The 23,763-nt window shown below is 35.2% G+C and carries 22 protein-coding genes; 15 read left to right on the top strand and 7 right to left on the bottom strand.

What is annotated here, in order from left to right:
- Position 1 precedes the first annotated feature (1 nt).
- The 6 genes from A9G43_RS03200 to A9G43_RS10980 all read left to right on the top strand — a co-directional run bounded on the left by A9G43_RS03200 (position 2) and on the right by A9G43_RS10980 (position 5,879).
- Positions 2–1,351 (top strand): PTS galactitol transporter subunit IIC, encoded by a 1,350-nt coding sequence (locus tag A9G43_RS03200; RefSeq protein ID WP_065606570.1) that lies wholly within the window; start codon positions 2–4, stop codon positions 1,349–1,351.
- Positions 1,352–1,485: 134 nt separating this feature from the next.
- Positions 1,486–2,529: an alcohol dehydrogenase catalytic domain-containing protein gene (locus A9G43_RS03195; protein ID WP_065606568.1), complete on the top strand. Its 1,044-nt coding sequence runs from the start codon at positions 1,486–1,488 to the stop codon at positions 2,527–2,529.
- A gap of 94 nt (positions 2,530–2,623) precedes the next feature.
- Positions 2,624–3,397, top strand: a complete 774-nt coding sequence (locus A9G43_RS03190; protein WP_065606566.1) for a DeoR/GlpR family DNA-binding transcription regulator — start codon at positions 2,624–2,626, stop codon at positions 3,395–3,397.
- A 183-nt stretch (positions 3,398–3,580) separates the two neighbouring features.
- A complete protein-coding gene (locus tag A9G43_RS03185; RefSeq protein ID WP_218058598.1) occupies positions 3,581–4,447 on the top strand; it encodes a hexose kinase in 867 nt (288 codons plus the stop codon).
- A gap of 99 nt (positions 4,448–4,546) precedes the next feature.
- Positions 4,547–5,401 carry a tagatose bisphosphate family class II aldolase gene (locus tag A9G43_RS03180; protein WP_065606564.1) on the top strand — a complete coding sequence of 285 codons (855 nt, stop codon included), beginning with the start codon at positions 4,547–4,549 and terminating at the stop codon, positions 5,399–5,401.
- Positions 5,402–5,687: 286 nt separating this feature from the next.
- Positions 5,688–5,879, top strand: a complete 192-nt coding sequence (locus tag A9G43_RS10980) for a hypothetical protein (RefSeq protein ID WP_065606562.1) — start codon at positions 5,688–5,690, stop codon at positions 5,877–5,879.
- A gap of 541 nt (positions 5,880–6,420) precedes the next feature.
- Here A9G43_RS10980 and A9G43_RS03170 read toward each other — a convergent pair.
- From A9G43_RS03170 to A9G43_RS03160, 3 genes are all read right to left on the bottom strand, one after another.
- Positions 6,421–7,575: an ABC transporter permease gene (locus A9G43_RS03170; protein ID WP_218058597.1), complete on the bottom strand. Its 1,155-nt coding sequence runs from the start codon at positions 7,573–7,575 to the stop codon at positions 6,421–6,423.
- Complete coding sequence (locus A9G43_RS03165; protein ID WP_081298004.1) at positions 7,572–8,684, bottom strand: HlyD family secretion protein; 1,113 nt, start codon at positions 8,682–8,684, stop codon at positions 7,572–7,574. The genes A9G43_RS03170 and A9G43_RS03165 overlap by 4 nt, the downstream gene beginning before the upstream one ends.
- Before the next feature lie 74 nt (positions 8,685–8,758).
- Positions 8,759–9,256 (bottom strand): MarR family winged helix-turn-helix transcriptional regulator, encoded by a 498-nt coding sequence (locus A9G43_RS03160; RefSeq protein WP_065574652.1) that lies wholly within the window; start codon positions 9,254–9,256, stop codon positions 8,759–8,761.
- 208 nt (positions 9,257–9,464) lie between these two features.
- On the opposite strand from A9G43_RS03160, the gene nirB reads away from it, so the two are divergent.
- The 4 genes from nirB (at position 9,465) to cysG (ending at position 14,718) form a co-directional block, all read left to right on the top strand.
- Entirely contained in the window at positions 9,465–11,987 is a 2,523-nt protein-coding gene (nirB, locus tag A9G43_RS03155; protein WP_065606560.1) for a nitrite reductase large subunit NirB, read from the top strand.
- 1 nt (position 11,988) lies between these two features.
- Complete coding sequence (nirD, locus tag A9G43_RS03150) at positions 11,989–12,321, top strand: nitrite reductase small subunit NirD (protein ID WP_065606558.1); 333 nt, start codon at positions 11,989–11,991, stop codon at positions 12,319–12,321.
- 27 nt (positions 12,322–12,348) lie between these two features.
- The gene (nirC, locus tag A9G43_RS03145) at positions 12,349–13,116 is read left to right on the top strand and encodes a nitrite transporter NirC (protein ID WP_065606556.1); all 768 of its coding nucleotides are present in this window, start codon (positions 12,349–12,351) and stop codon (positions 13,114–13,116) included.
- A gap of 228 nt (positions 13,117–13,344) precedes the next feature.
- Positions 13,345–14,718 carry a siroheme synthase CysG gene (gene cysG / locus A9G43_RS03140; RefSeq protein WP_065606554.1) on the top strand — a complete coding sequence of 458 codons (1,374 nt, stop codon included), beginning with the start codon at positions 13,345–13,347 and terminating at the stop codon, positions 14,716–14,718.
- Positions 14,719–14,829: 111 nt separating this feature from the next.
- Here cysG and narL read toward each other — a convergent pair whose 3' ends face one another.
- Both narL and A9G43_RS03130 read right to left on the bottom strand, forming a co-directional pair.
- On the bottom strand, positions 14,830–15,483 hold the full coding sequence (narL, locus tag A9G43_RS03135; protein ID WP_065606552.1) for a two-component system response regulator NarL: 654 nt from the start codon (positions 15,481–15,483) through the stop codon (positions 14,830–14,832).
- A 2-nt stretch (positions 15,484–15,485) separates the two neighbouring features.
- Complete coding sequence (locus A9G43_RS03130; RefSeq protein WP_065606550.1) at positions 15,486–17,294, bottom strand: histidine kinase; 1,809 nt, start codon at positions 17,292–17,294, stop codon at positions 15,486–15,488.
- 231 nt (positions 17,295–17,525) lie between these two features.
- On the opposite strand from A9G43_RS03130, the gene rplU reads away from it, so the two are divergent.
- From rplU to cgtA, 4 genes are all read left to right on the top strand, one after another.
- Positions 17,526–17,834: a 50S ribosomal protein L21 gene (gene rplU, locus A9G43_RS03125; protein ID WP_025314436.1), complete on the top strand. Its 309-nt coding sequence runs from the start codon at positions 17,526–17,528 to the stop codon at positions 17,832–17,834.
- A 15-nt stretch (positions 17,835–17,849) separates the two neighbouring features.
- Positions 17,850–18,110 (top strand): 50S ribosomal protein L27, encoded by a 261-nt coding sequence (rpmA, locus tag A9G43_RS03120; protein WP_034915250.1) that lies wholly within the window; start codon positions 17,850–17,852, stop codon positions 18,108–18,110.
- Positions 18,111–18,199: 89 nt separating this feature from the next.
- Positions 18,200–19,165 carry a DMT family transporter gene (locus tag A9G43_RS03115; protein WP_065606548.1) on the top strand — a complete coding sequence of 322 codons (966 nt, stop codon included), beginning with the start codon at positions 18,200–18,202 and terminating at the stop codon, positions 19,163–19,165.
- Entirely contained in the window at positions 19,165–20,331 is a 1,167-nt protein-coding gene (gene cgtA, locus A9G43_RS03110) for an Obg family GTPase CgtA (protein ID WP_065606546.1), read from the top strand. Before A9G43_RS03115 ends, cgtA begins: the two co-directional genes overlap by 1 nt.
- A 479-nt stretch (positions 20,332–20,810) precedes the next feature.
- On the opposite strand, the gene smrB is transcribed toward cgtA, so the two are convergent.
- Together smrB and nth are read right to left on the bottom strand one after the other, a co-directional pair.
- Positions 20,811–21,356, bottom strand: a complete 546-nt coding sequence (smrB, locus tag A9G43_RS03105; RefSeq protein WP_065606543.1) for an endonuclease SmrB — start codon at positions 21,354–21,356, stop codon at positions 20,811–20,813.
- Between the two features lie 6 nt (positions 21,357–21,362).
- Positions 21,363–22,001, bottom strand: a complete 639-nt coding sequence (gene nth / locus A9G43_RS03100) for an endonuclease III (RefSeq protein WP_065606541.1) — start codon at positions 21,999–22,001, stop codon at positions 21,363–21,365.
- Positions 22,002–22,264: 263 nt separating this feature from the next.
- Between nth and putP the strand changes: the two genes are divergently transcribed.
- Positions 22,265–23,752 (top strand): sodium/proline symporter PutP, encoded by a 1,488-nt coding sequence (putP, locus tag A9G43_RS03095; RefSeq protein WP_176701688.1) that lies wholly within the window; start codon positions 22,265–22,267, stop codon positions 23,750–23,752.
- Positions 23,753–23,763: the final 11 nt, after the last annotated feature.

The raw sequence follows: 23,763 nt of genomic DNA, 5'->3' as shown, positions 1-23,763 counted from the left end.
TATGTTTACTGAAATTATGCAGTACATTCTCGATCTTGGTCCATCGGTGATGCTACCCATTGTGATTATCTTGTTTTCATTAGCTTTAAGAATGAAGTTGGGTGATGCACTAAAAGCTGGAATTCATATAGGAATAGGGTTTGTTGGTATAGGATTAGTTGTCGGTTTGTTAACCAGTTCTGTTGGACCTGCAGCTCAAGCGATGGCTGAAAGATTTGATATTAGTCTAAATGTTATCGATGTTGGTTGGCCTGGTGCTGCGCCTATGACTTGGGCTTCACAAATTGCTTTAGTAGCCATTCCCATCGCTATTGCAATAAATATTATTATGTTAGTTTTAAGATTAACTAGGGTTGTTAATGTTGATATTTGGAATATATGGCACATGACATTTACTGGTGCGCTTGTTTACATTGCAACAGGCTCTTACTGGCTTGGTATTGTAGGGGTTATTGTTCATGCCATTATTGCTTATAAACTGGGTGATTGGTTTGCCAAAGATACCAAAGATTTTTTTGAGCTTGACGGTATTGCGGTTCCTCATGGTACGTCTGCATATTGTGGTCCAATTGCTGTTTTTGTTGACGCTGTCATTGAAAAAATCCCAGGTATTAATAAGATTAATTTTAATGCTGTTGATATGCAAAAGCGGTTTGGTGCGTTTGGTGAGCCTGTTACCGTTGGCTTATTCATGGGCATCATATTAGGTTTATTAGCAGGGTATGGTGTGAAAGAAACGCTACAACTAGCGATTCAAACTGCAGCGGTAATGTTATTAATGCCACGCGTAATTAAACCTATTATGGATGGATTAACACCGATCTCTAAACAAGCTCGTAAACATTTGCAATCAAAATTTGGTGGGCAAGATTTTCTTATTGGTTTAGATCCAGCATTGTTATTAGGGCATTCAACGGTAGTATCGGCGAGTTTAATTTTTATTCCATTAAGTATTTTTATCGCCATCATCCTACCTAGTAATGAAGTTTTACCTTTTGGTGATTTGGCAACTATTGGCTTTTTTATCGCAATGGGGGTAGCTGTTCATCAAGGTAACCTGTTTAGAATCATTATTTCTGGTTCTATCATTATCGCCATTACGCTTTGGATTGCCACTCAAATGATTCCATTGACTACTCAACTAGCCATTAATGCAGGCACGATGACTACGAATAATGGCGTTTCAGTTGGTGCAATGGATCAAGGTGGGTCACCCATTACTTATCTTATGGTTCAGTTGGTCAACTTGAAACAACCTATTGGTTTTGCCCTTATTGGATTGTTTTACCTTTTCTGCTTATTTTTGACATGGAAACGTGCCCAAAAATACCAGTTATTTCTGAAAAATTAACCATTAGATCAAGAAGATGGGGTAATAAAATAATCCCAAAACAGTCATCACCAAAATCAATCAGAAAGCTTTTACTCAGTAACGAGTGAAAGCAATACATTAACGTAATTTGTTTACCAATAAAGGAAAATAACATGAAAGCGGTTGTTGTCAATGAAGGGGGAGCTTTAGCTATACAAAATATAGGAATGCCCAAAATAACATCTCCAGATCAAATCTTAGTAAAAGTTGCTTATTGTGGTTTATGCGGTTCAGATATTCCGCGTATATTTCACCATGGTGCTCATTTTTATCCCATTACATTGGGACATGAATTTAGTGGTACAGTTGTTGAAATGGGGTATGGTGTGACTGAATTTGAGATTGATGATTTAATATCTTGCGTGCCATTGTTACCATGTTTTAAATGTGATGAATGCCAAAATCATTATTATTCACTTTGTAAGAATTATACTTTTGTTGGTTCAAGGATAACAGGCGGTTTTGCTGAGTATATTGTGTTAGATAAGAAAAATGCATTTAAATTACCTAAAGGTATCAGCCCGCTTGAAGGTGCATTTTTTGAACCAATGACTGTTGGAATGCATGCTTTGTTATTGGCTGATGGATGTGAGGACAAAAATGTTGTCATCGTTGGCGGTGGCACAATCGGATTACTTGCTATGCAATGTGTCAAGGCAATGGGGGCAAAATCAGTTGCGGTGCTTGATATTAACCAGCACCGCCTCGATCTAGCCAAACAACTAGGCGCTGATGCGGTATATCATTCTCAAGATCTTAGCACCGACGCGATTTACCAAGCTTTATCTTCATCTCGCTTTGATCAAATTGTATTAGAAACGGCGGGTTCACCCGTTACGGTCAACTTAGCCATTGAAATTGCAGGCTCTAGAGCGAAGGTAGTCTTAGTGGGTACACTTCATCATGATATTACACTTCCAGAAAAAACATTCGGACTGATTTTACGAAAAGAGTTACAAATTTTAGGCAGTTGGATGAATTATTCAGCGCCATGGCCAGGTAAAGAGTGGCAATTAGTGAGTCAGTACTTTATGGATGGAAAAATTAAACTTGATGAGCTGATTGCTGGCATGGGGGACTTTGATTCATTTATTAAACAAGTGACTGCCTTAAATGGTCGTCCTATGAATGGCAAAATTTTATTAAATTGCATGTAATTATTTTGATTTAAGTCAGTGATTGAAAATGAAACCTTATCTTTTGATTTTGTTTGTTATACACTGCTAAAAAATTTTCGAAAAAGGAAATATTATGAATGCAAGTGAAAGACGCCAACAGATAGTAGAACTTCTTAATATGAAAGGAACTGTGTTAGTTTCTGATTTATCGGAACAGTTCAATGTTTCTGAGGTCACAACCAGAACCGATCTGAGATTGCTAGAAAAACAAGGAGTGCTAACACGATTTCATGGCGGAGCAACCAAAATCATGAATAACGGTGACTTAAAATCATTTAAAGAGCTGCAATTAGAAGAACGTTATCAGCGATTTATAGAAGCTAAAAAACGTATTGCAATTGAAGCGGTTAAACATGTTAAAGAAGGTGACACTATTATTTTAGATAGTGGTAGTACTACCATGTTGATAGCTGAAGAACTCGTAAAATTGAAGCATATTACTGTGATTACCAATAGTCTTACTTCTGCATTTATATTATCAGACAATAGTGACATTATGCTATTTATGTGTGGCGGTACACTTAGACATAAAACGCGTTCTTTTCATGGAAAAATTGCTGAGCAATCGTTAACTGGCATCTCTGCTGATATTTTGTTTGTTGGTGCAGATGGAATTGATGCCAAAAGAGGAATAACAACGTTTAACGAAGGTTACACTATTAGCAGTGTTATGGCTAATGCCGCTAAGAATGTGATTGCCGTGCTCGATTCATCAAAATTTGGTCGTAATGGGATTAATGTTGTGTTACCCCTTAACCAACTCAATACCATTATTACCGATATTGATGTTGACAGTAGCTGTAAAAAAGAATTTGTGGCAAAGGGTATTAAATTAATAACGGTTTAATATTTGTGCTTACACTCGTATGTTTTTTTATATCTTAATTGGTCATAAATATTAAAAACCATTACTCGTTTAGGTTGAATATCCTAAACGATAAAAGTTTTTGCTTCTAGCCAAGCCGATTTAATGATAGTGATCATTTAAGTTTGTTATTTCTCCCAACGATATCAATGCGTAGGTGAGAATATGATATTAACAATTACGATGCCCCCTTCGGTGGATATATCTTATCCATTAAATAAATTAGCGATTAATGATATTAATCGAGTCTCAGAGGTAAAAAAAAACGCAGGAGGTAAAGGGCTTAATGTAACTCGAGGCATTAAATATTCAGGTATTCCTGTTCTTGCATCAGGCATTATTGGTGGAACAACGGGTGAGTATATTCAAAAACAATTAGATAAAGATAATATTAATTACAACTTTTATATCACCCAACATGAATCAAGAAACTGCATTGCCATTTTACATGAGGGAAATCAAACTGAAATCCTAGAGTCAGGCCCAGTATTAGATAATCATGATGTCAATGTTTTTTTGGAACACTACCAGAATTTGCTTAACCAAGCGCAGGTTATTGCTATTTCAGGGTCATTACCACAAGGATTTCCAATCGGTTTTTATACTCAATTAATTGAAAAAGCAAATAAGTATCAGATCTCAGTATTGCTAGACTCATCAGGTAAAATGTTATTAGAAACGCTCGTTTCTAAAAATAAACCTTTTTTAATCAAACTCAATAAAGGTGAACTACAGCAGATTATTCAAATGGATATCGATCCAAATGATGTAACTTCATTAGTTAGAGCCGTCAATCATCCTTTACTGAATGATATTGCTTTTATCATCATCTCATTAGGTAAAAATGGTGCTTTTGCTCGTTGCCATCACAACTATTACCAAGTTTCAATTCCTAAAATTAACATGGTGAATCCTGTTGGATCGGGGGATGTTACGTTAGCTGGGCTTGCTATTAGTATCCATGAAAAAGAAACTGTAGAGGTAATGTTTAAACGTGCGATGACTATGGGAATGCTAAATGCAATGGAATAGCAAATCGGTTTTGTCAATATGGATAATTATGACAAGTATTATCAACACGTTAAAGTGAAAAAAATCGTAGCAAAATAACAGATTAATGAGGATTAAATTATGTATCTTATTTCTAGTCAAGAGATGTTAAAAAAAGCTCAACGTGAATGTTATGCTGTGCCCGCATTTAATATACACAACCTTGAAACTATTCAAGTTGTTATTGATACCGCTAAACAGATGCAATCCCCCGTGATACTTGCAGCAACGCCAGCAACTTATAGTTACGCAGGAATACAGTATTTAATCAGTATTTGTGAAACAGCAGCAAGCATTCACCATTTTCCTTTTGCGTTACATTTGGATCATCATGAAAATATCAGTGATATTCAAACAAAAATAGGGGCAGGAATTCGCTCGATTATGATTGATGCCTCGCATCACCCCTTTGAAGAAAACATTGACATAGTTAGTAAAATGGTTGCTTTTAGTCATAAATATAATGCTAGTGTTGAAGCCGAATTAGGGCGGCTTGGCGGGCAAGAAGACGATCTTATTGTCGATAACAAAGATAGTGCTTTTACAGATCCCAATGCGGCAAAAGAGTATGTCGAACGCACAGGAATAGATTCACTTGCGGTAGCTATTGGTTCAGCTCATGGTATGTACAAAGGTGAGCCTAAACTCGATTTTGAGCGATTAGCCAAAATTCGAAATAAAGTTGATATTCCACTAGTGTTACATGGTGCATCGGGTATACCTGAGGCGATGGTGAAAAAATCGATTTCATTGGGTATTTGCAAAGTAAATGTGGCAACTGAATTAAAAATTGCCTTTTCAGATGCTTTAAAACAAGATTTTAAACTCCATCCTGACGTCAATGATCCAAGGCACTATATGCAGCCAGCAAAAGCCGCCATGAAAAAAATTGTTGAAGATAAAATACGTATTTGCGGTAGCGCAGGTAAATTATAATATGAAAGATCAAGGTGTTATTTTGAATTAGCAAGAACGTACAATTTTTAACCAGCAGTTGATCGCTGCTGGTTAAAATGTGTTAAGTGACAGCACATTAAGTATTTCTAGGAATGACTTGCTTGTTTACCGTAATTTGAAAAACGATTGTAATGCATAGACATAACGCTGTATCCCAAACAGATGATATGATGCCTATATCATAAAGAAAAATCACCGTCACTGATTTGGCTAAACGCTTTATGGTCAGTTGGTCTACAATTATAATGTACTAAAGAAAGCCCGAATGAAGCTTTTTGTGCCTTTAACCAGTAAAAATGAATGTTATAAAACCATTTATTATGGTATTAAACGTCTGGTTAAAGTCGAAAAATCTATTGAAGATAAATTAAGGTGGCAAGCTAAATGCTATAACAAAACCTATCCGCGTGAAATGCTACACGTTGATACCAAACGTTTACCGTTACTTAAAAATTAAACAAAACAGAAAACTAGAGAATATTTATTTGTCGGCATTGATGATTTTTCACGTGAGCTTTATGCGGGTATTTACCCTGATAAATCCCAATTTAACTCGGCACAGTTTTTACAAACGATGTGTTAGCCCAATCTCCTTATATCATTGAATGTATTTATTCCGATAATGGACGTGAATATCAAGGCACCAGCGAACACCTATTTGTTAAAACGTGTCATAGCCATCATATTAATCAAAAATTTACCAAACCTGCCAGCCAACAAACGAATGGGAAAGCCGAAAAGAGTGATACGAACTTTGAATTGAGATGTGGCATAATCAGCAAATATTTAGCAATTTAAAAGATAGAAAATAAAAATTTAAACGCTTTATTAATTTTTATAATACCGTTAAACCGCATAAAGCGATTTCAAGGAAAACGCTTTATGAGTTTTTATAGGATTATTTTAATTATGAAGTGTAAACAACTCGGCGTTTTTTACAAATTAGAATTATTTTTACAATAATGCTTAAAATGCTCGAAATTAAAACTACCAATGAATTATGATGCATTAACTTTTACTCGTTCAACAAACATCATCACGATAAAAGCAATAATCGTTAAATAGATGATGAAAGCCCCATAAGTTGCTAACATATCAATCAGTGAGCGCCCTCGCATGGCAAAATCGCGGAAAAATTTAAATAACCAAACTAATGGGAAAGCATGGCTAACATAGTAAGTCCAAATTGGCATTATTCCCACAGCCATTGTTGAACCACCCATGATAAACCCTGGAGGTACTAAGAAAATCATTCTACCAGCGCCTTCCCCTGGATTGTTAGTTTTCCAAGACAGTAACAATCCTAGCCAACCAAATGCCAATCCTGTCATAAATATGCTCGGTACAAAAGCAAAATAGTTACCGTCAAAACGCAGTTGTCCAAATATAACAAGTATGGCTGTGATAAGCGTTAATGCTGTTGTAAAAAATAGTGCATAAGGTATTGTTTTTGCTAATAAAGGTAAGAATCCTCTTTCTATAGTTTGTTCCCACATGCCAGTTACTTTTAAGCGGCCAATAATCATTAATGAGGTTAGACCGTAAGTCAGTGACGAGAAAAAGTAGACAAAATATATAATCGTCGATATGGTGGACGAGCTTGCAGGATTAAACATATATCGTGTTTTAAGTTGCATTGGTGATAAAGTTGCTTCAATGCCTTCTTTACCAAGTCCTAATGCTGCAACTTTACCAACACTAAGTTCAGCCCCCAATTTTGGAATATATTCATTAAGGCTTTGTAGTACTTTGGCATTTTGTGCATCGTTTGTATCATCAGCAAAATAGCCTAGGCGTACTGTTTGATCGCCTTTTTTTAAGCTTTTTTCTAGACCTTTAGGAATATATAAAACACCTAAATTACGGTCGTGTGAAACCAATGTTATTGGATTTACTGGCGATCTTATTACTTCTGTCACTTCAATATAAGGCGATGTATTGACTTTGCTAATTAATTCAGTCGAATAATGAGAACCATCAAGATCAATAACCGCAATTTTTCCTTCAAACACAGCTCCATGACTTAATACAATTGAAAAAACGAGCGAAACAATAGCAGCTAAGCCAAGCGAAACTTTATAATAAGGTATAAAATGGCCAGACAACATGGCGTCAAGCTCTTCAAGCATGGATTTAATGATGTTTTGCATCATTTTTCAACCTCAAGTGTCATTCCAGTTAATAGTTTAGGAATTGATTTTATGTAAATTCTGACTTGATAAGAGGTTAAATCAGCTTGACCTCGTTCTCGTGTCATGCGTAAGTCAGCAAATGATGGTGCAGCGGTGGCAAAGCGAACTTTTCCTTTTACTTCTTTGTTAAGTGCAATTACATTTGCTGTAACCGTTGTGCCTGGTTGATAATCATTAACCATTTTTTCATTCACATAAATGTCGATATATTTACGATCGGTTTCTAATAAGACTGCTGGCGCACCGTTTGGTACCATTTCGCCATCTTCAAACATAAGTTTTAATACTTTTCCATCTTCAGGTGCTCTTAATGTTAGTCGATCATAATTAAGCTGTAGTTGTTTTAATTCAGCTTCGCCTTGTGCGAGTTGTGATTGAAGCTGTGTTAATTGATTTTGGCGGTTTAGCAGTTTTTGTCGCGCAATTAAGATTGATTGTATTGTCATTCCTGTTGCATTTTTTGTTTGCTCAAATTGGCTAATTTGTTCAGGCGTCGCACCAATCATTAAGGTAGAAAGTTGACTTTCAATTTTAATAACTTGCATTTTTGCATTAATAAAAACATTACGAGCATTATCAAGTTGTGACTGCGAGTTTCCCCCCGACTTACGTAATTGGGTTTGGCGATCAAATTCAGTATTAGCTAGGTTTCGAGCCGATTTTGCTGCTTCTAAATTGGCTTGCACTTCTTCTATTTTTCGCCAAGTTGATAATTCCGAAAGGTTGGTTTCATTTTCAGTGATTTCAATATTTTTTTGTTCTTGGTTTACTGCCGCCTTTTGGCTATCAACTAAAGCTTGTAGTCGATCGATAGCTAGTTTGGTATCGATATCTTCTAATTGCATTAAAGGATCACCTTTTTTTACTATTTGTGATTCTTCTACAAATCGCTTGGTGACTTTTCCTCCGACATTTTGAAAGGCAATATTAATCTCATCGGCAGTTAATACACCAGATTTGATGCTTTTGGCAACCGAGACCGCATCATTTCTTGATCCTAAAAAGATTAAAAATGAGCCAAAGATTAGCAGGAGTAAAAAGATAACAGGAATTTTGACATTTTTTTTCATATACAGCTTATTTTCCATTTATTTAGTCAGCTAACTATTTAAGTGAAATGAAGGACTTTAATGATTAAAGTCCGTTATTTTCGTAATAATTTACGTAACATCAATATTAAAGACTCTTGTTCTTGCGAATTGAGTACTTGTGCAAAAGCGCGAATTGATTTTAGGTGATTGGGTAATGCATTTTGAATCAGCTTTTCGCCTGTATGTGTTAAAGCGATTAATCGAGAACGACCATCATCACCACTTTTTGACATCGAGATTAAAGGCTCTGGCGCTGCCAGCATTCGTTTAACCATTACTGATACTGTTGCTGGTGTTACACCAATGCGCAAAGCAAGATCACTGGTACAGATTTCACCTTCTGAAAACAATGACATCAATAAGGCAAACTTACCTTCAGAAACGCCGTAATCTTTATCTAATTGCGCATAGATATTAGCACGAATTAAATCGGCAGTTGTTATTAAGCTCAAAACCAGATCAACACCAGAAACATCAACGATGTCATCGTTAAATCTTTGTGATCGAGCTATGGTTTCACGTGAAGGAAGCTTTCTTGAATTGTAATTCAATTATCATTACTCAATTTATTTAGTCGGCTAATTATAGCTAATTTAGCTAAAATTAGCAATTATTTTAAGTACGTTTTTGCAAGTTTGATATTTAAGTACTACTAAAGTAGTAATCCTTGAGGGTAGTTATATTCTATGCACAGTTTCATACAATGTTATTAAATTAAAATTTTTTAGCAATTTAATTAAATTAAAATTGGAGTTATGTATGAGTAAAACCAACCTCGTTATTATTGGTAATGGGATGGTTGGGCATCGTTTTATTGAAGAGTTAATTGATAAAATGCAGCCCAAACAATTCAATATTACTATTTTTTGTGAAGAACCTCGTCTTGCCTATGATCGGGTACACCTTTCTTCTTATTTTTCTGGTCACACAGCAGAAGCGCTTTCTCTTGTTCGCGAAGGTTTATACGAAGAGAATAATATTCAAGTCTTACTTAATGAACGGGCTATTTTAATTAATCGTCAGCGTAAGGAGATTCATTCTCAACAAGGGCGAATTGTTGCTTATGATAAATTGATTATTGCGACAGGATCTTATCCTTGGGTACCACCGATTAAAGGTGCTGATGGTTCGGATTGTTTTGTTTATCGTACGATTGAAGATCTTGATGCTATTCAAGAATGTGCAAAGCGTTGTCAAAAAGGCGCTGTTGTGGGTGGGGGATTGCTTGGACTTGAGGCTGCTGGAGCTTTAAAAAACTTAGGTATGGAAACGCATGTGGTTGAGTTTGCTCCAGTGCTTATGGCAGAACAGCTGGATGTGCAGGGCGGAGAACAACTACGTCGTAAAATTGAGGAAATGGGGGTAGGTGTTCATACCAGTAAAAATACCCAAGAAATTATTCACACACCTGCTGGTAAAATCATGCAATTTGCGGATGGCTCTGCACTTGAAGTCGATTTTATTGTTTTTTCAACTGGCATTAGAGCAAATGATAAATTAGCTCAAGAATGTGAGTTAGAAATCGGTCCTCGCGGGGGAATTGTTATAAATGATTATTGCCAAACTTCGGATCCTGATATCTATGCTATTGGTGAATGTGCTTGTTGGCAAAACAAGGTGTTTGGTTTAGTTGCACCAGGCTACAAAATGGCTCAGATTGCCTTAGCGCATTTAATGGGACAAGCAGATAAATTTGAAGGCGCCGATATGAGCGCTAAGCTAAAGCTTATGGGAGTCGATGTCGGTAGTATTGGCGATGCTAAAGCAAAAACAATAGGGTGTCATAGTTATGTTTATTTAGATGAAACAACGCCAGTTTATAAAAAATTGGTTGTTTCGAATGATAATAAAAAGCTTTTGGGTGCGGTATTGGTTGGCGATACGTCAGATTATAGTAATTTATTGCAATTAATGCTTAATGATATGGATCTACCTGAACATCCAGATACGTTGATACTGCCTGCACATGCAGGAGCAAAACCAGCTATGGGGGGTGATGCGCTTCCCGATTCAGCACAAATCTGCTCTTGTTTTGATGTGACTAAAGAAAAAATTATTAATGCCATTAATGCTGGTTGTCATACGGTTGCAGCAATCAAAGCTGAAACTAAAGCTGGGACTGGGTGTGGAGGCTGTATCCCACTTGTTACACAAATTCTTAATTTAGAGTTAGCTAAACAAGGCATTGAGGTCAGCCATGCATTATGCGGACATTTTAAATATTCGCGTCAGGAGTTATATCATCTTATCCGTGTTGAGGGCTTAACGTCTTTTGAGCAAGTAATTAAGAAACATGGTAAAGGCTATGGCTGTGAAATTTGTAAACCTACCGTCGGATCTTTATTAGCTTCATGTTGGAATGATTATATTCTTAAAGATAATTTGATTCCTCTACAAGATAGTAATGATATTTTCTTAGGTAATATTCAAAAAAATGGTACTTATTCGATAATTCCACGTAGTGCTGGTGGTGAAATTACTCCAGAAGGATTAATTGCTGTTGGCCAAATAGCTAAAAAATATCAGCTCTATTCTAAAATTACAGGTTCACAGCGCATTGGCTTATTTGGAGCTCAAAAAGACGATCTTCCAGCTATTTGGAAGGAGCTTATTGAGGCTGGTTTTGAGAGTGGTCATGCTTATGCCAAAGCATTAAGAATGGCAAAAACCTGTGTAGGTAGCACTTGGTGTCGATTCGGTGTCGGAGATAGTGTTGGTTTTGGTGTTGAGCTAGAAAACCGCTATAAAGGCATTCGTGCACCACATAAATTTAAACTAGGCGTATCAGGTTGTACACGTGAATGTGCCGAAGCGCAAGGAAAAGATATCGGTGTTATTGCTACTGAAAAAGGATGGAATCTTTATGTGTGTGGTAATGGTGGTATGAAGCCTCGTCATGCTGATTTACTTGCCGCTGATCTCGATAAAAATACACTAATCCGATATATTGATCGTTTCCTTATGTTTTATATTCGTACCGCAGATAAATTACAACGGACGTCAGTCTGGCTTGAAAATTTAGATGGCGGTATTGATTATTTACGTAGTGTTATTATTGACGACAAATTAGGTATAAATGCTGAGTTAGAAAGTGAAATGACACGCTTACGTAAATTAATGGTATGTGAATGGAAGGAAGCTGTTGAAAATACAGAAGGTCAAATTCGATTTTTTCATTTTATTAATAGTAACAAACGTGATGAGAATGTCCAAATCGTACCTGAGCGTGATCAGCATCGTCCAGCAACAGCAGAAGAACGTAAAGTAATGTTAGGGGAATAATATGAGTCAATGGATAACTATTTGTAAACTTGATGAGATTTTACCTGGCACAGGAGTTTGTGCACTTGTTGGTAATGATCATGTGGCTATTTTTCGCCCTTATAATAATGCTGAGCTTTATGCGATTAGTAATATTGATCCATTTGCTAAAGCAAGTGTTTTATCCCGAGGCATTATAGCAGAACATGAAAATGAGTTATGGGTGGCAAGCCCGCTTAAAAAGCAACGCTTTCGTTTAAAAGATGGTTATTGTTTTGAAGATGAACAATATTCAATCTTCCATTATGAAGTAGATGTTAATGACGGTGGGATCGTACAAGTAAAGTCGCGCTAAATGTATTTTTAAAAGGATAAATTCATTATGTATACAGAGACAATTAATAAATGTGCAGCAAATGCTGCGCGTATTGTTCGTTTGACAAAAACGAATCCATTTGGTTTTTGGCTAAGTTCTGCTATGGCTGGGGTTTATGTAGGAATAGGTATTATTTTGATTTTTACTTTAGGAAACCTTGTTGATCCATCAATAAGACCTTTACTTATGGGGGCAACATTTGGTATTGCTTTAACGTTGGTTGTAATTGCAGGTTCTGAATTATTTACAGGGCATACCATGTTTTTAACCCTAGGAGTAAAATGCAAAAAAATTACTCATACCCAAATGTGGACAGTATTGCCACAAACATGGTTAGGAAATTTATTAGGTTCAATTTTTGTTACTGCATTGTATTTTTATGCTGCAACACCGCTATTATCAACGGATACTAGTTTGGTTCATGCAGCGGCTTTAGCAAAAACATCTGCTTCAGCTTCGGCATTATTTTCTAGAGGTATTTTATGTAACTGGTTAGTTTGTTTAGCGATTTGGATGGCTAATCGAGTTGAAGGTTCGGCAAAGTTTATCGCTATTTGGTGGTGTTTGTTAGCATTTATTGCTTGTGGTTATGAACACTCCGTTGCGAACATGACACTTTTTTCACTTTCATGGTTTGGTCATCATAGTGATGCTTACACATTAACTGGAATTGGTCATAATCTATTATGGGTTTCATTAGGAAATATTGTTTCTGGCGCATTATTTATGGGACTGGGATACTGGTATTCAACACCCAAAGAAGATCGACCTTAATAGCTGTTTAATTCAGAAAATGTGGTTAAAATAACCTAATATAAGGAGAGAGCATGGTAAGCAATCCCCCAAAAGGTGTTAAATTAATGAGGATTATATTTGGTTTTAATCGTAATTAGTAATAAAAAATAACGAAGCAATTAAAAATAGGATAATTAATAAATTTCTATTATTAGAGGTTAGTTGTTAATAAATTTTTAAACAGATAATGTTTTATTTTGAGGTATTATGGATTATTTCCCCTTATTTTGTAAGCTAGAAAACCGTGATTGCTTATTAGTCGGTGGCGGTGAAGTTGCTGAGCGTAAAGCTCGATTATTACTTGAAGCTGGTGCACGCTTAACTGTCAATGCGCATGAATTTAACGAGCAATTCATATGTTGGAATGAACAAAAACAACTAGTTTTAGTTCAAGGGGAGTTTAATGCCGAATTACTGAATGATAAATGGTTAGTTATTGCGGCAACAGACTGTCAGGAAACTAATCAAAGGGTGAGTGTTGAGACGGAAAAAAGGCGTATTTTTTGTAATGTGGTTGATTCTCCAAAAGATGCGAGTTTTATTATGCCCTCAATTATTGATCGTTCGCCTATTATGGTTGCAATATCTTCAGAAGGGCATGCTCCTGTTTTGGCTAGATTATTGCGTGAAAAACTAGAGTCCATTTTACCCCAACATTTAGGAAAATTAGCTAAATATGCCGGTTATTTACGTAATAAAGTTAAAACAACCTATCAAACAGTGACGGAACGTCGTCGTTTTTGGGAAAGGTTATTTTCTCATGATAGGTTAGCTCAAGCGATTGCTAATAGCGATTCAGATCATGTTGAAAAACTCACTAATGAGTTATTTGATACTTCACTTGATTCGCGTGGAGAGGTTGTATTAGTTGGCGCTGGTCCGGGTGATGCAGGCTTGTTGACTTTAAAGGGATTACAACAAATCCAACAAGCAGATATTATTGTCTATGATAGATTAGTATCGGATGAAATTATGAATTTAGCCCGTCGAGATGCTCAACGTATTTTTGTTGGTAAGCGAGCAGGATTTCATTGTGTACCTCAAGAACAAATAAATCAGATTCTTTTACAACAAGCTAAAAAAGGTAAACGTGTTGTACGTTTAAAAGGTGGAGATCCTTTTATTTTTGGTCGAGGTGGTGAAGAGCTCGAAACATTATTTAATGCTGATATTCCATTTTCTGTTGTGCCAGGAATTACTGCAGCTTCAGGTTGTTCTGCTTATAGTGGAATTCCATTAACGCATCGAGATTATGCTCATAGCGTACGTTTAATTACTGGTCATTTGAAAGATGGTAGTCATCTTGATTGGAAAAGTTTAGCCGCTGAAAAACAAACATTAGTTTTTTATATGGGATTATCTCAAGCTAGTAACATCGAAAAACAATTAATTAAATACGGTATGAATGCAAATACGCCAGTTGCAATTGTTGAAGAAGGTACAACGACAAAGCAAAAAGTAATATCAGGTCTGTTATGTGATTTAGCACAATTGTCTTTGCAGGCTTATAGTCCTAGTTTAATTATTATCGGGCCTGTTGTAGCATTCCGCGAAAAGCTGAATTGGTTTTCTGAGTATTAATAGAAATAAATAGATGAATTTTCGTGAACACCATCCTATATTTTGTGTTATAAATTGTTTTACCTATTTAAGGTAATGCGTTATGATTTATCTATTTTTAAGTAAATAACATTATTCCTTACTTTGTAAATACCATACTGTCATTTCCATTCGTGATTTAAAATTAAGTTTTTTGAATATACTTTTGATATGTACTTTGACGGTGCTTTCTACGATACCTAAATCTCTTGCAATTAGCTTATTTGATAGTCCTTGTACTAATAAATTAAAAATTTCATTTTCTCTTAGTGTCAACAAGCTGACATCATGCATCTGTTTTGCAATTGGTTGTTTGTTATGACGCATGTAATTGAGGATAATATGCGAAATAGCATTATCCATAACTAGTTTTCCAATCGAGATTTCTTGTAGTGATTTTAGAAAATCTTCAGGCTCCATATCTTTTAATAAATAGCCATCAGCACCTGTTTTTAGTGCGGTGATTATATCTTCTTTTGCATCTGATACTGTAAACATAATAATTCGACTCGATATGTTTTTTTGGCGCAAATAGCGTAATATTTCTAATCCATTAACGTCTTGCATATTGATATCAAGTAAAATAATATCAGGATCAAGCTCTTCGGCTAATTTAACGCCTTCTATTCCAGAGCCAGTTTCTCCTACAATGTCAAAATGGTTGACTGTATTTATCAGCTGTTTTACGCCATTTCTTAACATTGGATGATCATCAATAAGAAGTATTGAGCAATTTATTTGTTCCATTTTTACTCTTCTGTTGTTTTGAATGAAATGGTTTTATTAACCTTAAATGCTATCATAACTTGTGTTCCTTGGAGAGGTTTGCTATTTATTGTTAAATTACCATTTAGTATTTCAACTCTATCACGCATAATGATTAGACCATAGCTATTATCTAGTCTAATATTGTTTTGTAAACCAATTCCATTATCCTCAATACAAACAGAAATAATTTGATGGTCATCAATTTTTAAACTAACAATAACCTGTGTAGCTTTAGCATGTTTGTATATGTTATTTAGTCCTTCTCGAATTATTTGCAATAAATGAAATGCATATTTACTATTGATAATATTCAGCGGTAATAAATATTCAAACTGAATATTGAATTGTAATTTTTGATTAAATTCCTCAATTAATTCCAGTAAATTTGCATAAAAACCCGTTTGGTTAAGGCGTAAGCGAAAAGAGGTAATTAGTTCTCTTAGTTGAGAGTAGGTTATATTGACTTCTTTACGCATTGTTGACAATAAATCAATACTGCTTTGTGATGTTAAATCTGATTGCATTTGTAAGCAGCTGAGGTGTATTTTTAAACAAGATAGAGATTGAGCAATGGAATCATGCAGCTCTCTGGCCATTGCTGAGCGTTCTTTTATTAATAAATATTGTTTTTGTTGTTCAATTTGTCTATCGAGCTTCATTGCGGTAGTCATTTGCTTGATGACTCCTATAATTAAGTTTTCTTGTTCATTGGTTAATATGATATTTTCTGGCTGTAAAGCAAATAATATCCCATATTTTTCTCCATTTTCTTGAAGGTGCCAATGGCGTTGAAAGTTATTTTTTTGAGAAGTTTTTGATGAGATTAAACAAGCGTTGCATTTAGGACCTTGGCAATAAGGTAATTTTTGTTCATTATTGTAACTAATTTGTTGATAATGATCAGTATTATTTGATTCATAAAAACGAATTTTAAATTGAGTTAATGGTACTAAATCTTCTAATTTGTGTAGTATTTTTAGAAAACGTTCACACAATGGTTCTGAAGTATGCAGTTGCTTAATTGTTTGATATTGAAATGAAACGATTTTATTGGTTTGTTGTAATTTATCTGTTTTTTCTGCGACTTGTTTTTCTAACAATAAATATTGTGATTCGATTTGCTCGGACATTTTGTTAAAAGCAAGCCCTAATAGATCAAATTCATTTTTTCTACCTTTAATATTAAAACGCGCTTTAAAATTGTGGTTAAAAATTGCTTCAGCCATACTAATTAGTTTCTGCCATGGCGCAAGGAGGTAGTAGCGTAAATAATAAATTTGAACAGCTAAAAAAATTACGATAATAACAATAAATAATTGTTGTAATTGAGAAATATAATAAATTTTGTTTTCGGTTTTTTGATCAATCTTATCTACTAAATTGTTGATACGAGCAACATAGTTTTCAATATCAATTTTTATTTCATCGATTTTTTGTGCTTGCTGTATTTTAGTAATAAGTCGAGTATTCCAATCGGTTTCTAACTGATTAAATGCATTAATTAAATCGTAACGTTTTAAAAGCGTTAAATGTTTTTGTGATGAAGAAATATTAATAAAAATATTTAAATTATCATAATCTTCCTTATTGAGTGGAACCATTGTTAGTATTTGGTAGTTCTTCATTCTTAGTAAGCCTAATTGATTAACCATATACGCTCCACCTTTTGTATCATTGGCAATCTGGATTGAAAACGATAATGCAACTAAAGCAATAGCGCCTAAACAGAGCAGCAATAGTGTTAAACGATTAATAATTGATTCGGTGTAGCGAATTTTTATTTTCGACATATAAACACTTAACGTTATTTTTAAATTTTATTCTGGCTAAATAGTAATTTATGATTATTGTAGCTTGAAAAGAGTATCTCGCTGATCTTTTTTATAACTTTTTGCGATCTTTTGTTAAAGAGCGCTTGCAACAAGAATAAAATTTGCGTAAAATTCACGCCCTATAAGATTAATCACGCAGACATATATGTTTAATCAAGTAATCGTCTGCTTTTTATTGCGGAGTTAAGTATGTACGCAGTTTTCCAAAGTGGTGGTAAACAACACCGAGTTAGCGAAGGACAAGTCGTTCGCTTGGAAAAAATTGAAGTCGAAACAGGTGCAGAAGTTGTTTTCGATAAAGTTTTAATGGTAGCAAATGGTGAAGACATCAAAGTTGGTGCTCCGTTTGTTGAAGGTGCAACAATTAAAGCAGAAATTGTTGAGCACGGTCGTGGCGATAAAGTGAAAATTGTTAAATTCCGTCGTCGTAAACACTATCGTAAACAACAAGGTCACCGTCAGTGGTTCACTGATGTGAAGATCACTGCAATCGCTTAATAGGAGTATCGAACAATGGCACATAAGAAGGCTGGTGGTTCATCACGTAATGGTCGTGATTCCCAAAGTAAACGTTTAGGTGTTAAACGTTATGGTAGTCAAGAAGTTCTTGCTGGTAACATTTTAGTTCGTCAACGTGGAACTCAATTCCACCCAGGCACTAATGTAGGTTGTGGTCGTGATCATACTCTATTTGCCTTAATTGATGGACAAGTAAAGTTTGAAGTTAAAGGACCTAAGAATCGTCGTTATGTTAGTGTAGTTGCTAACAGCTAATTCATAAACGGTTCAAAAAGTTTTAGAAGCCTCACAATTATTGTGGGGCTTTTTTCATTTCTTGAAGTTAATATAAAATTGATGGTGATATGATAAAGCAGCAAAATGTTAGATTAGGTTTTGCACTTGCCATGTTAACCGCAGTGATGTGGGGCATTGTGCCAATTGCAATGAAATACGCACTAGTAGTTGTTGATCCATTGACATTAGCTTGGTCTAGACTAGCTATTTCAGCGCTTGGTATTACCATCTGGTTGGCTTATAAAAAGCAATTTCCTAATTTAATGATGTTTAGAAAATGTCGTCGTTTTGTTTTAGTGATGATTGCAGGTTTTGGGTTGTTGGGTAATTTTGCACTGTTTGCTAATGCACTTCAGTATCTTTCAGCTACAACCGCTCAGGTTGTTGGGCAAACAGGCATTGTGATTTTTATGATTTCAAGTGCTTTTATTTTTAGAGAGCGACTCAGACCGACTCAGATTATTGGTATTTTAGTATTATTAGTTGGGCTGGGGTTATTTTTTAATAAAAATATTGTAGATCTGTTTTCTAATATGTCTTCATATGGTATTGGCGTGTGGCTTGGTTTACTGGCTTCGGTATCATGGGCTTGTTATGCGCTTGCTCAAAAAGTACTATTACAGAAATTACGTGCAGAACAGTTACTTTGGTTGATTTACCTTATTTGTACTGTTTTTTTGTTGCCTTTTACGTCGCTAAGTAAAATTACAAATGCTGATGCAACTCAACTGTTTGCTATCATATTTTGTGGTTTAAATACTATTATTGCTTATGGCGCATTAGTGATGGCTATGGAACGATGGCAAGCAGCACAAGTGAGTGCAATAACAACCCTAACGCCATTGTTTTCGCTGATCTTTTCAGATTTGTTTGCTTTAATTTGGCCTGAAAAGTTTGCTATGCAATATTTAAATATTTTAGGTTATATTGGTGCAGTATCTGTTGTTGCTGGTGCTATGTTTGCGACCATTGGGCATTATATTTGGCATCCAAGAAAAGGCTGGCTAATTAACCGCAATAAAGGGGAAGAATAATGAAATTTGTTGATGAAGCATCAATTCGCGTTGAAGCTGGAGATGGTGGAAATGGTTGTGTCGGTTTTCGCCGAGAAAAGTATATACCTAAAGGTGGTCCTGATGGTGGCGACGGTGGCGATGGTGGTGATGTCTTTTTTATCGCTGATGAGAATTTAAATACACTAGTTGATTTTCAGTTTGAAAAAAATTACCGTGCTGAGCGTGGCCAAAATGGACAGGGTTCTGATTGTACGGGTAAGCGTGGCCGAGATATTACCGTTAAAGTACCGGTGGGGACACGAATTACCGACAAATATACAGGTGAAATTATTGGTGATTTAACCCATCACCAACAAAAAGTATTGGTTGCCAAGGGCGGTTTTCATGGGCTTGGAAATGCGCGTTTTAAATCATCGGTAAATCGTGCGCCAAGACAAAAAACTGATGGTACTCCAGGTGAAAAGCGCGATGTATTATTAGAATTGTTGTTACTTGCTGATGTGGGGATGTTGGGCTTGCCTAATGCTGGTAAATCAACTTTTATTCGCTCAGTTTCAGCTGCTAAACCAAAAGTTGCCGATTATCCATTTACTACTTTAGTGCCTAGTTTAGGTGTAGTAAGAATGGATAATGAACAAAGTTTTGTTGTTGCTGATATTCCTGGTTTAATAGAGGGGGCATCAGACGGTGCAGGACTTGGTATTCGTTTCTTAAAACATCTTGAACGTTGTCGTGTTTTAGTTCATTTGATCGATATGGCACCAGTAGATGAATCAGATCCGGTAGAAAATGCTAAAGTGATAATCCAAGAGGTTCAACGATATAGTGAAAAATTAGCTAATAAACCACGTTGGTTGGTGTTTAATAAAATGGATGTATTAGGTCCTGAAGAGAGCGCTAAACGTGCGGCTGAAATAGCTAAGACACTTGATTGGCAAGATAAATATTATATTATTTCAGCCATTAATCAAGAAGGTGTAAAAGCCTTGTGTTGGGACTTAATGGAATATATCAATGCGCATCCACGTGAAGCAGAACAAGAAGTGTCATCGCCTGAAAAAGTGGAATTTATGTGGGATGATTACCATCAACAAGTAATGGATGAGGCTTTTGATGATGGCGATGATTTTGATGACTGGGACGAAAGCGATGAAGAGGGTGTTGAATTTATTTATCAAAAATAATGAGTACTATACTCTGTTTTATTTCGCCTAAATTAGCCATTGCGTAGAATTTTTTATAAAAGCAGAATAGGAATATTCTGCTTATTTTTTATATTGTTAAATATGAATCCTCTTATTATGAAATTAGAGAATAAAGGATTTATTTTTATCTAGCTTAGAAAATAAAAAAATGCTTGATCATTGTTAATGATAATCATTATCATTATTGTCGTACTTTGTTAGAGCTTTAGAGGCTTCTGAAAAAGTATGACATTGCTCACATTGCTTCCAATGTTTACCAGCTTGACGTTATCGCTAAGCTGGTTTTTTTGTTTTGCGTTATTAACAATTATTTTTAAACATTAACCTCTAGTTAAAACTATTTTAATTGTTGTTTTTATCTACATGCTAATGTCGTCACAAAGGCTTAAATAAATTGACGGAAGAAGAGTAAAAATTATTTTTATGATTACCCAGATGGTTGGTTAAGTTTTCAAAAACTAGCTATTTATTAGTTTGTTTTCAATATCAAATAAAATGAGAAGTGCTGCGTTGCCACCAAATTCTTTAGGGGCTTGATGAAAACAGATAACATGAGGATGCTGAGCTAGCCACATGGGTGTTTGTTTTTTTAAGATGTTTTTCCCATGTCCATACATGATACAAGCACAATGCGTTCTTTCACGTAAACATGCTGCGATAAGAGCGGCAATTTCTTTTTTAGCCTCTTGTTGAATTAACCCATGTAGGTCTAAAAAGAATTCTGGTTCATAAAATCCACGACGCAATTTTTTTACTTCGTAGGGATCTGCATTTTCTCGGCTATAGCAAATAGGGTCTTCTTGCAATAGCGGCTGATAATCATCAGAAAAATAAAATTCAGCATTAATTTTTTCATATTGCTGTTTTTGGGTTTCTATTACTTTTTGTGAACGTTTTTGTGGTTTATGAACGACAGTATCTTGTTTTAGTTTTTTGGTGATGTTACCAATACTATTTTTAAACAAGTTTATATCATCTTGGTCTAAATTAAATTTATTTGGCATTGATTTCTACTCTGGATAAGTTTTTTCTTTAAATTCGCACAAATCTTCTATAACACAGGATCCACATCTAGGCTTTCTGGCAATACAGGTATAACGGCCATGTAATATTAGCCAGTGGTGACAATTTATTTTATATTCTTTGGGTACGACTTTCAGCAATTTTTCTTCAACAACCTCTACTGTTTTACCTGGTGCAAAACCTGTACGGTTGCTTACTCTAAATATGTGTGTATCAACGGCAATGGTAGGCCAACCGAAAGCGGTGTTTAACACAACATTTGCCGTTTTACGACCAACACCCGGTAATTCAATTAGTGCATCAAAACGTTCAGGAACTTCACCCTGATATTTATCTACCAAAATTTGACACGTTTTTATTATATTATCCGCTTTACTGTTATAAAGCCCAATGGTACGGATATAGCTTTTTAGTTTATCAATACCAAGAGCCAAAATTTGTTCAGCAGTATTAGCAATAGCAAACAGCGGTTTTGTGGCTTTGTTTACACTAACATCAGTCGCTTGGGCTGAAAGTACTACTGCGATTAATAGTTCAAAAGGTGTTTCATACACTAGTTCTGTTGTTGGATCTTTAATATGATCTTTTAATCTTTCTAAAATTTGAATTCGGGTTGATTGTTTCACAAAATAATTTTATTAAAAAATAGTAAGACGCATATTATATACTTTTATTTACTGTTTATCTGTAAGTTGCATTTATTTTTTTATATGGATGAGAACGATGAAATGTACTGATTAATAATTGTAAGACAATTTTATTTTTAATGTTGCTTAGTTTTTTGTTATTTGTATATTCACATTTATACTCACTGACTTTTTAGCATAGTCATTTTATGATAAGCTAGCGTACTATTTCTTAATTTTATCAAATAAGGTTTTTTAAAGATATGCCCTTACCAATGATTGTCACCTTTGCTGTATATATTTTAGGCATGATTGCCATAGGTTTTTTTGCGTTTCGTTCAACGCAAAATTTTGGTGATTATATTTTAGGTGGGCGTCGTATCGGTAGTGTTGTGACTGCGCTTTCAGCTGGCGCATCAGATATGAGTGGTTGGCTATTAATGGGATTACCTGGTGCTGTTTTTTTGTTTGGTATTTCACAAAGTTGGATTGCAATCGGATTGATTATTGGTGCTTATTTAAATTGGCTACTCATTGCAGGACGATTACGAGTCTTTACTGAAATCAATCATAATTCATTAACTTTACCCGATTATTTTGCTCGTCGATTTGATGATAAAAGCTCACTTCTACGCATTATTTCAGCTGTCATTATTCTAATATTTTTTACTATTTATTGTGCTTCTGGCGTAGTTGCGGGTGCAAAGTTATTCGAGAGTACATTTGGTATGAGCTATGGCTGGGCGATGTTAGCGGGTGCAGGTGCAACAATTGCCTATACGTTTATCGGTGGTTTTTTAGCAGTAAGCTGGACTGATACTATTCAAGCTAGTTTAATGATGTTTGCACTTATTCTAACGCCAATTATGGTTATGGTGAATGCTGGTGGGCTTTCTGATGCATTGATATATATTGAATCGCTCAATTCAGATTATACCAATTTATTTGCTCATATGGATTTTATTGCCATTATTTCATTATTAGGTTGGGGGCTTGGATATTTTGGGCAACCTCATATTTTAGCCAGATTTATGGCTGCTGATTCACATGAAGTAATGAAAAACGCTCGACGGATTAGTATGACATGGATGATTTTGTGTTTAGCTGGCGCAATCACGGTTGGTTTTTTTGGTATCGCCTTTTTTGCTCATAATCCAGATTTATCTTACTTGATTAATGATGGTAAACATGAACGTATTTTTATCGAATTGTCGAAATTACTTTTTAATCCTTGGATTGCTGGTATTTTGTTGGCCGCTATTTTAGCAGCGGTCATGAGCACATTAAGTTGTCAATTATTAGTTTGTTCAAGTGCTCTAACGGAAGATTTTTATCGTGCGTTTTTTAGACCAAAAGCAAAACAAAAGGAATTGGTATGGGTTGGTCGTATAATGGTGCTATTAGTTTCAGTTATTGCTATTTTATTAGCTATTAATCCAAATAATAGCGTACTTGATTTAGTAAGTCATGCTTGGGCTGGATTTGGTGCGGCGTTTGGTCCTATAATCGTATTTTCTGTTTTTTGGTCGCGTATGACACGTAATGGAGCACTAGCTGGAATGATAACTGGTGCCGTAACTGTGTTGCTATGGATTAATTTTAATTGGTTTAATTTGTATTCGCTTATCCCTGGATTTTTATTTGCTTCTATAGCTATTATTATTTTTAGTCTTTTTGATAAAAAGCCAAACGAGATCGTAGCAGATCATTTTAAACAAGCGTATAAACGTTATCACAACAAAGTAAATTAGAATAAATCTTA

The organism is Gilliamella sp. Occ3-1, assembly GCF_001690655.1.
GTDB lineage: Bacteria > Pseudomonadota > Gammaproteobacteria > Enterobacterales > Orbaceae > Gilliamella > Gilliamella apicola_P.
This window is presented reverse-complemented; position numbering and strand designations above follow the sequence as displayed.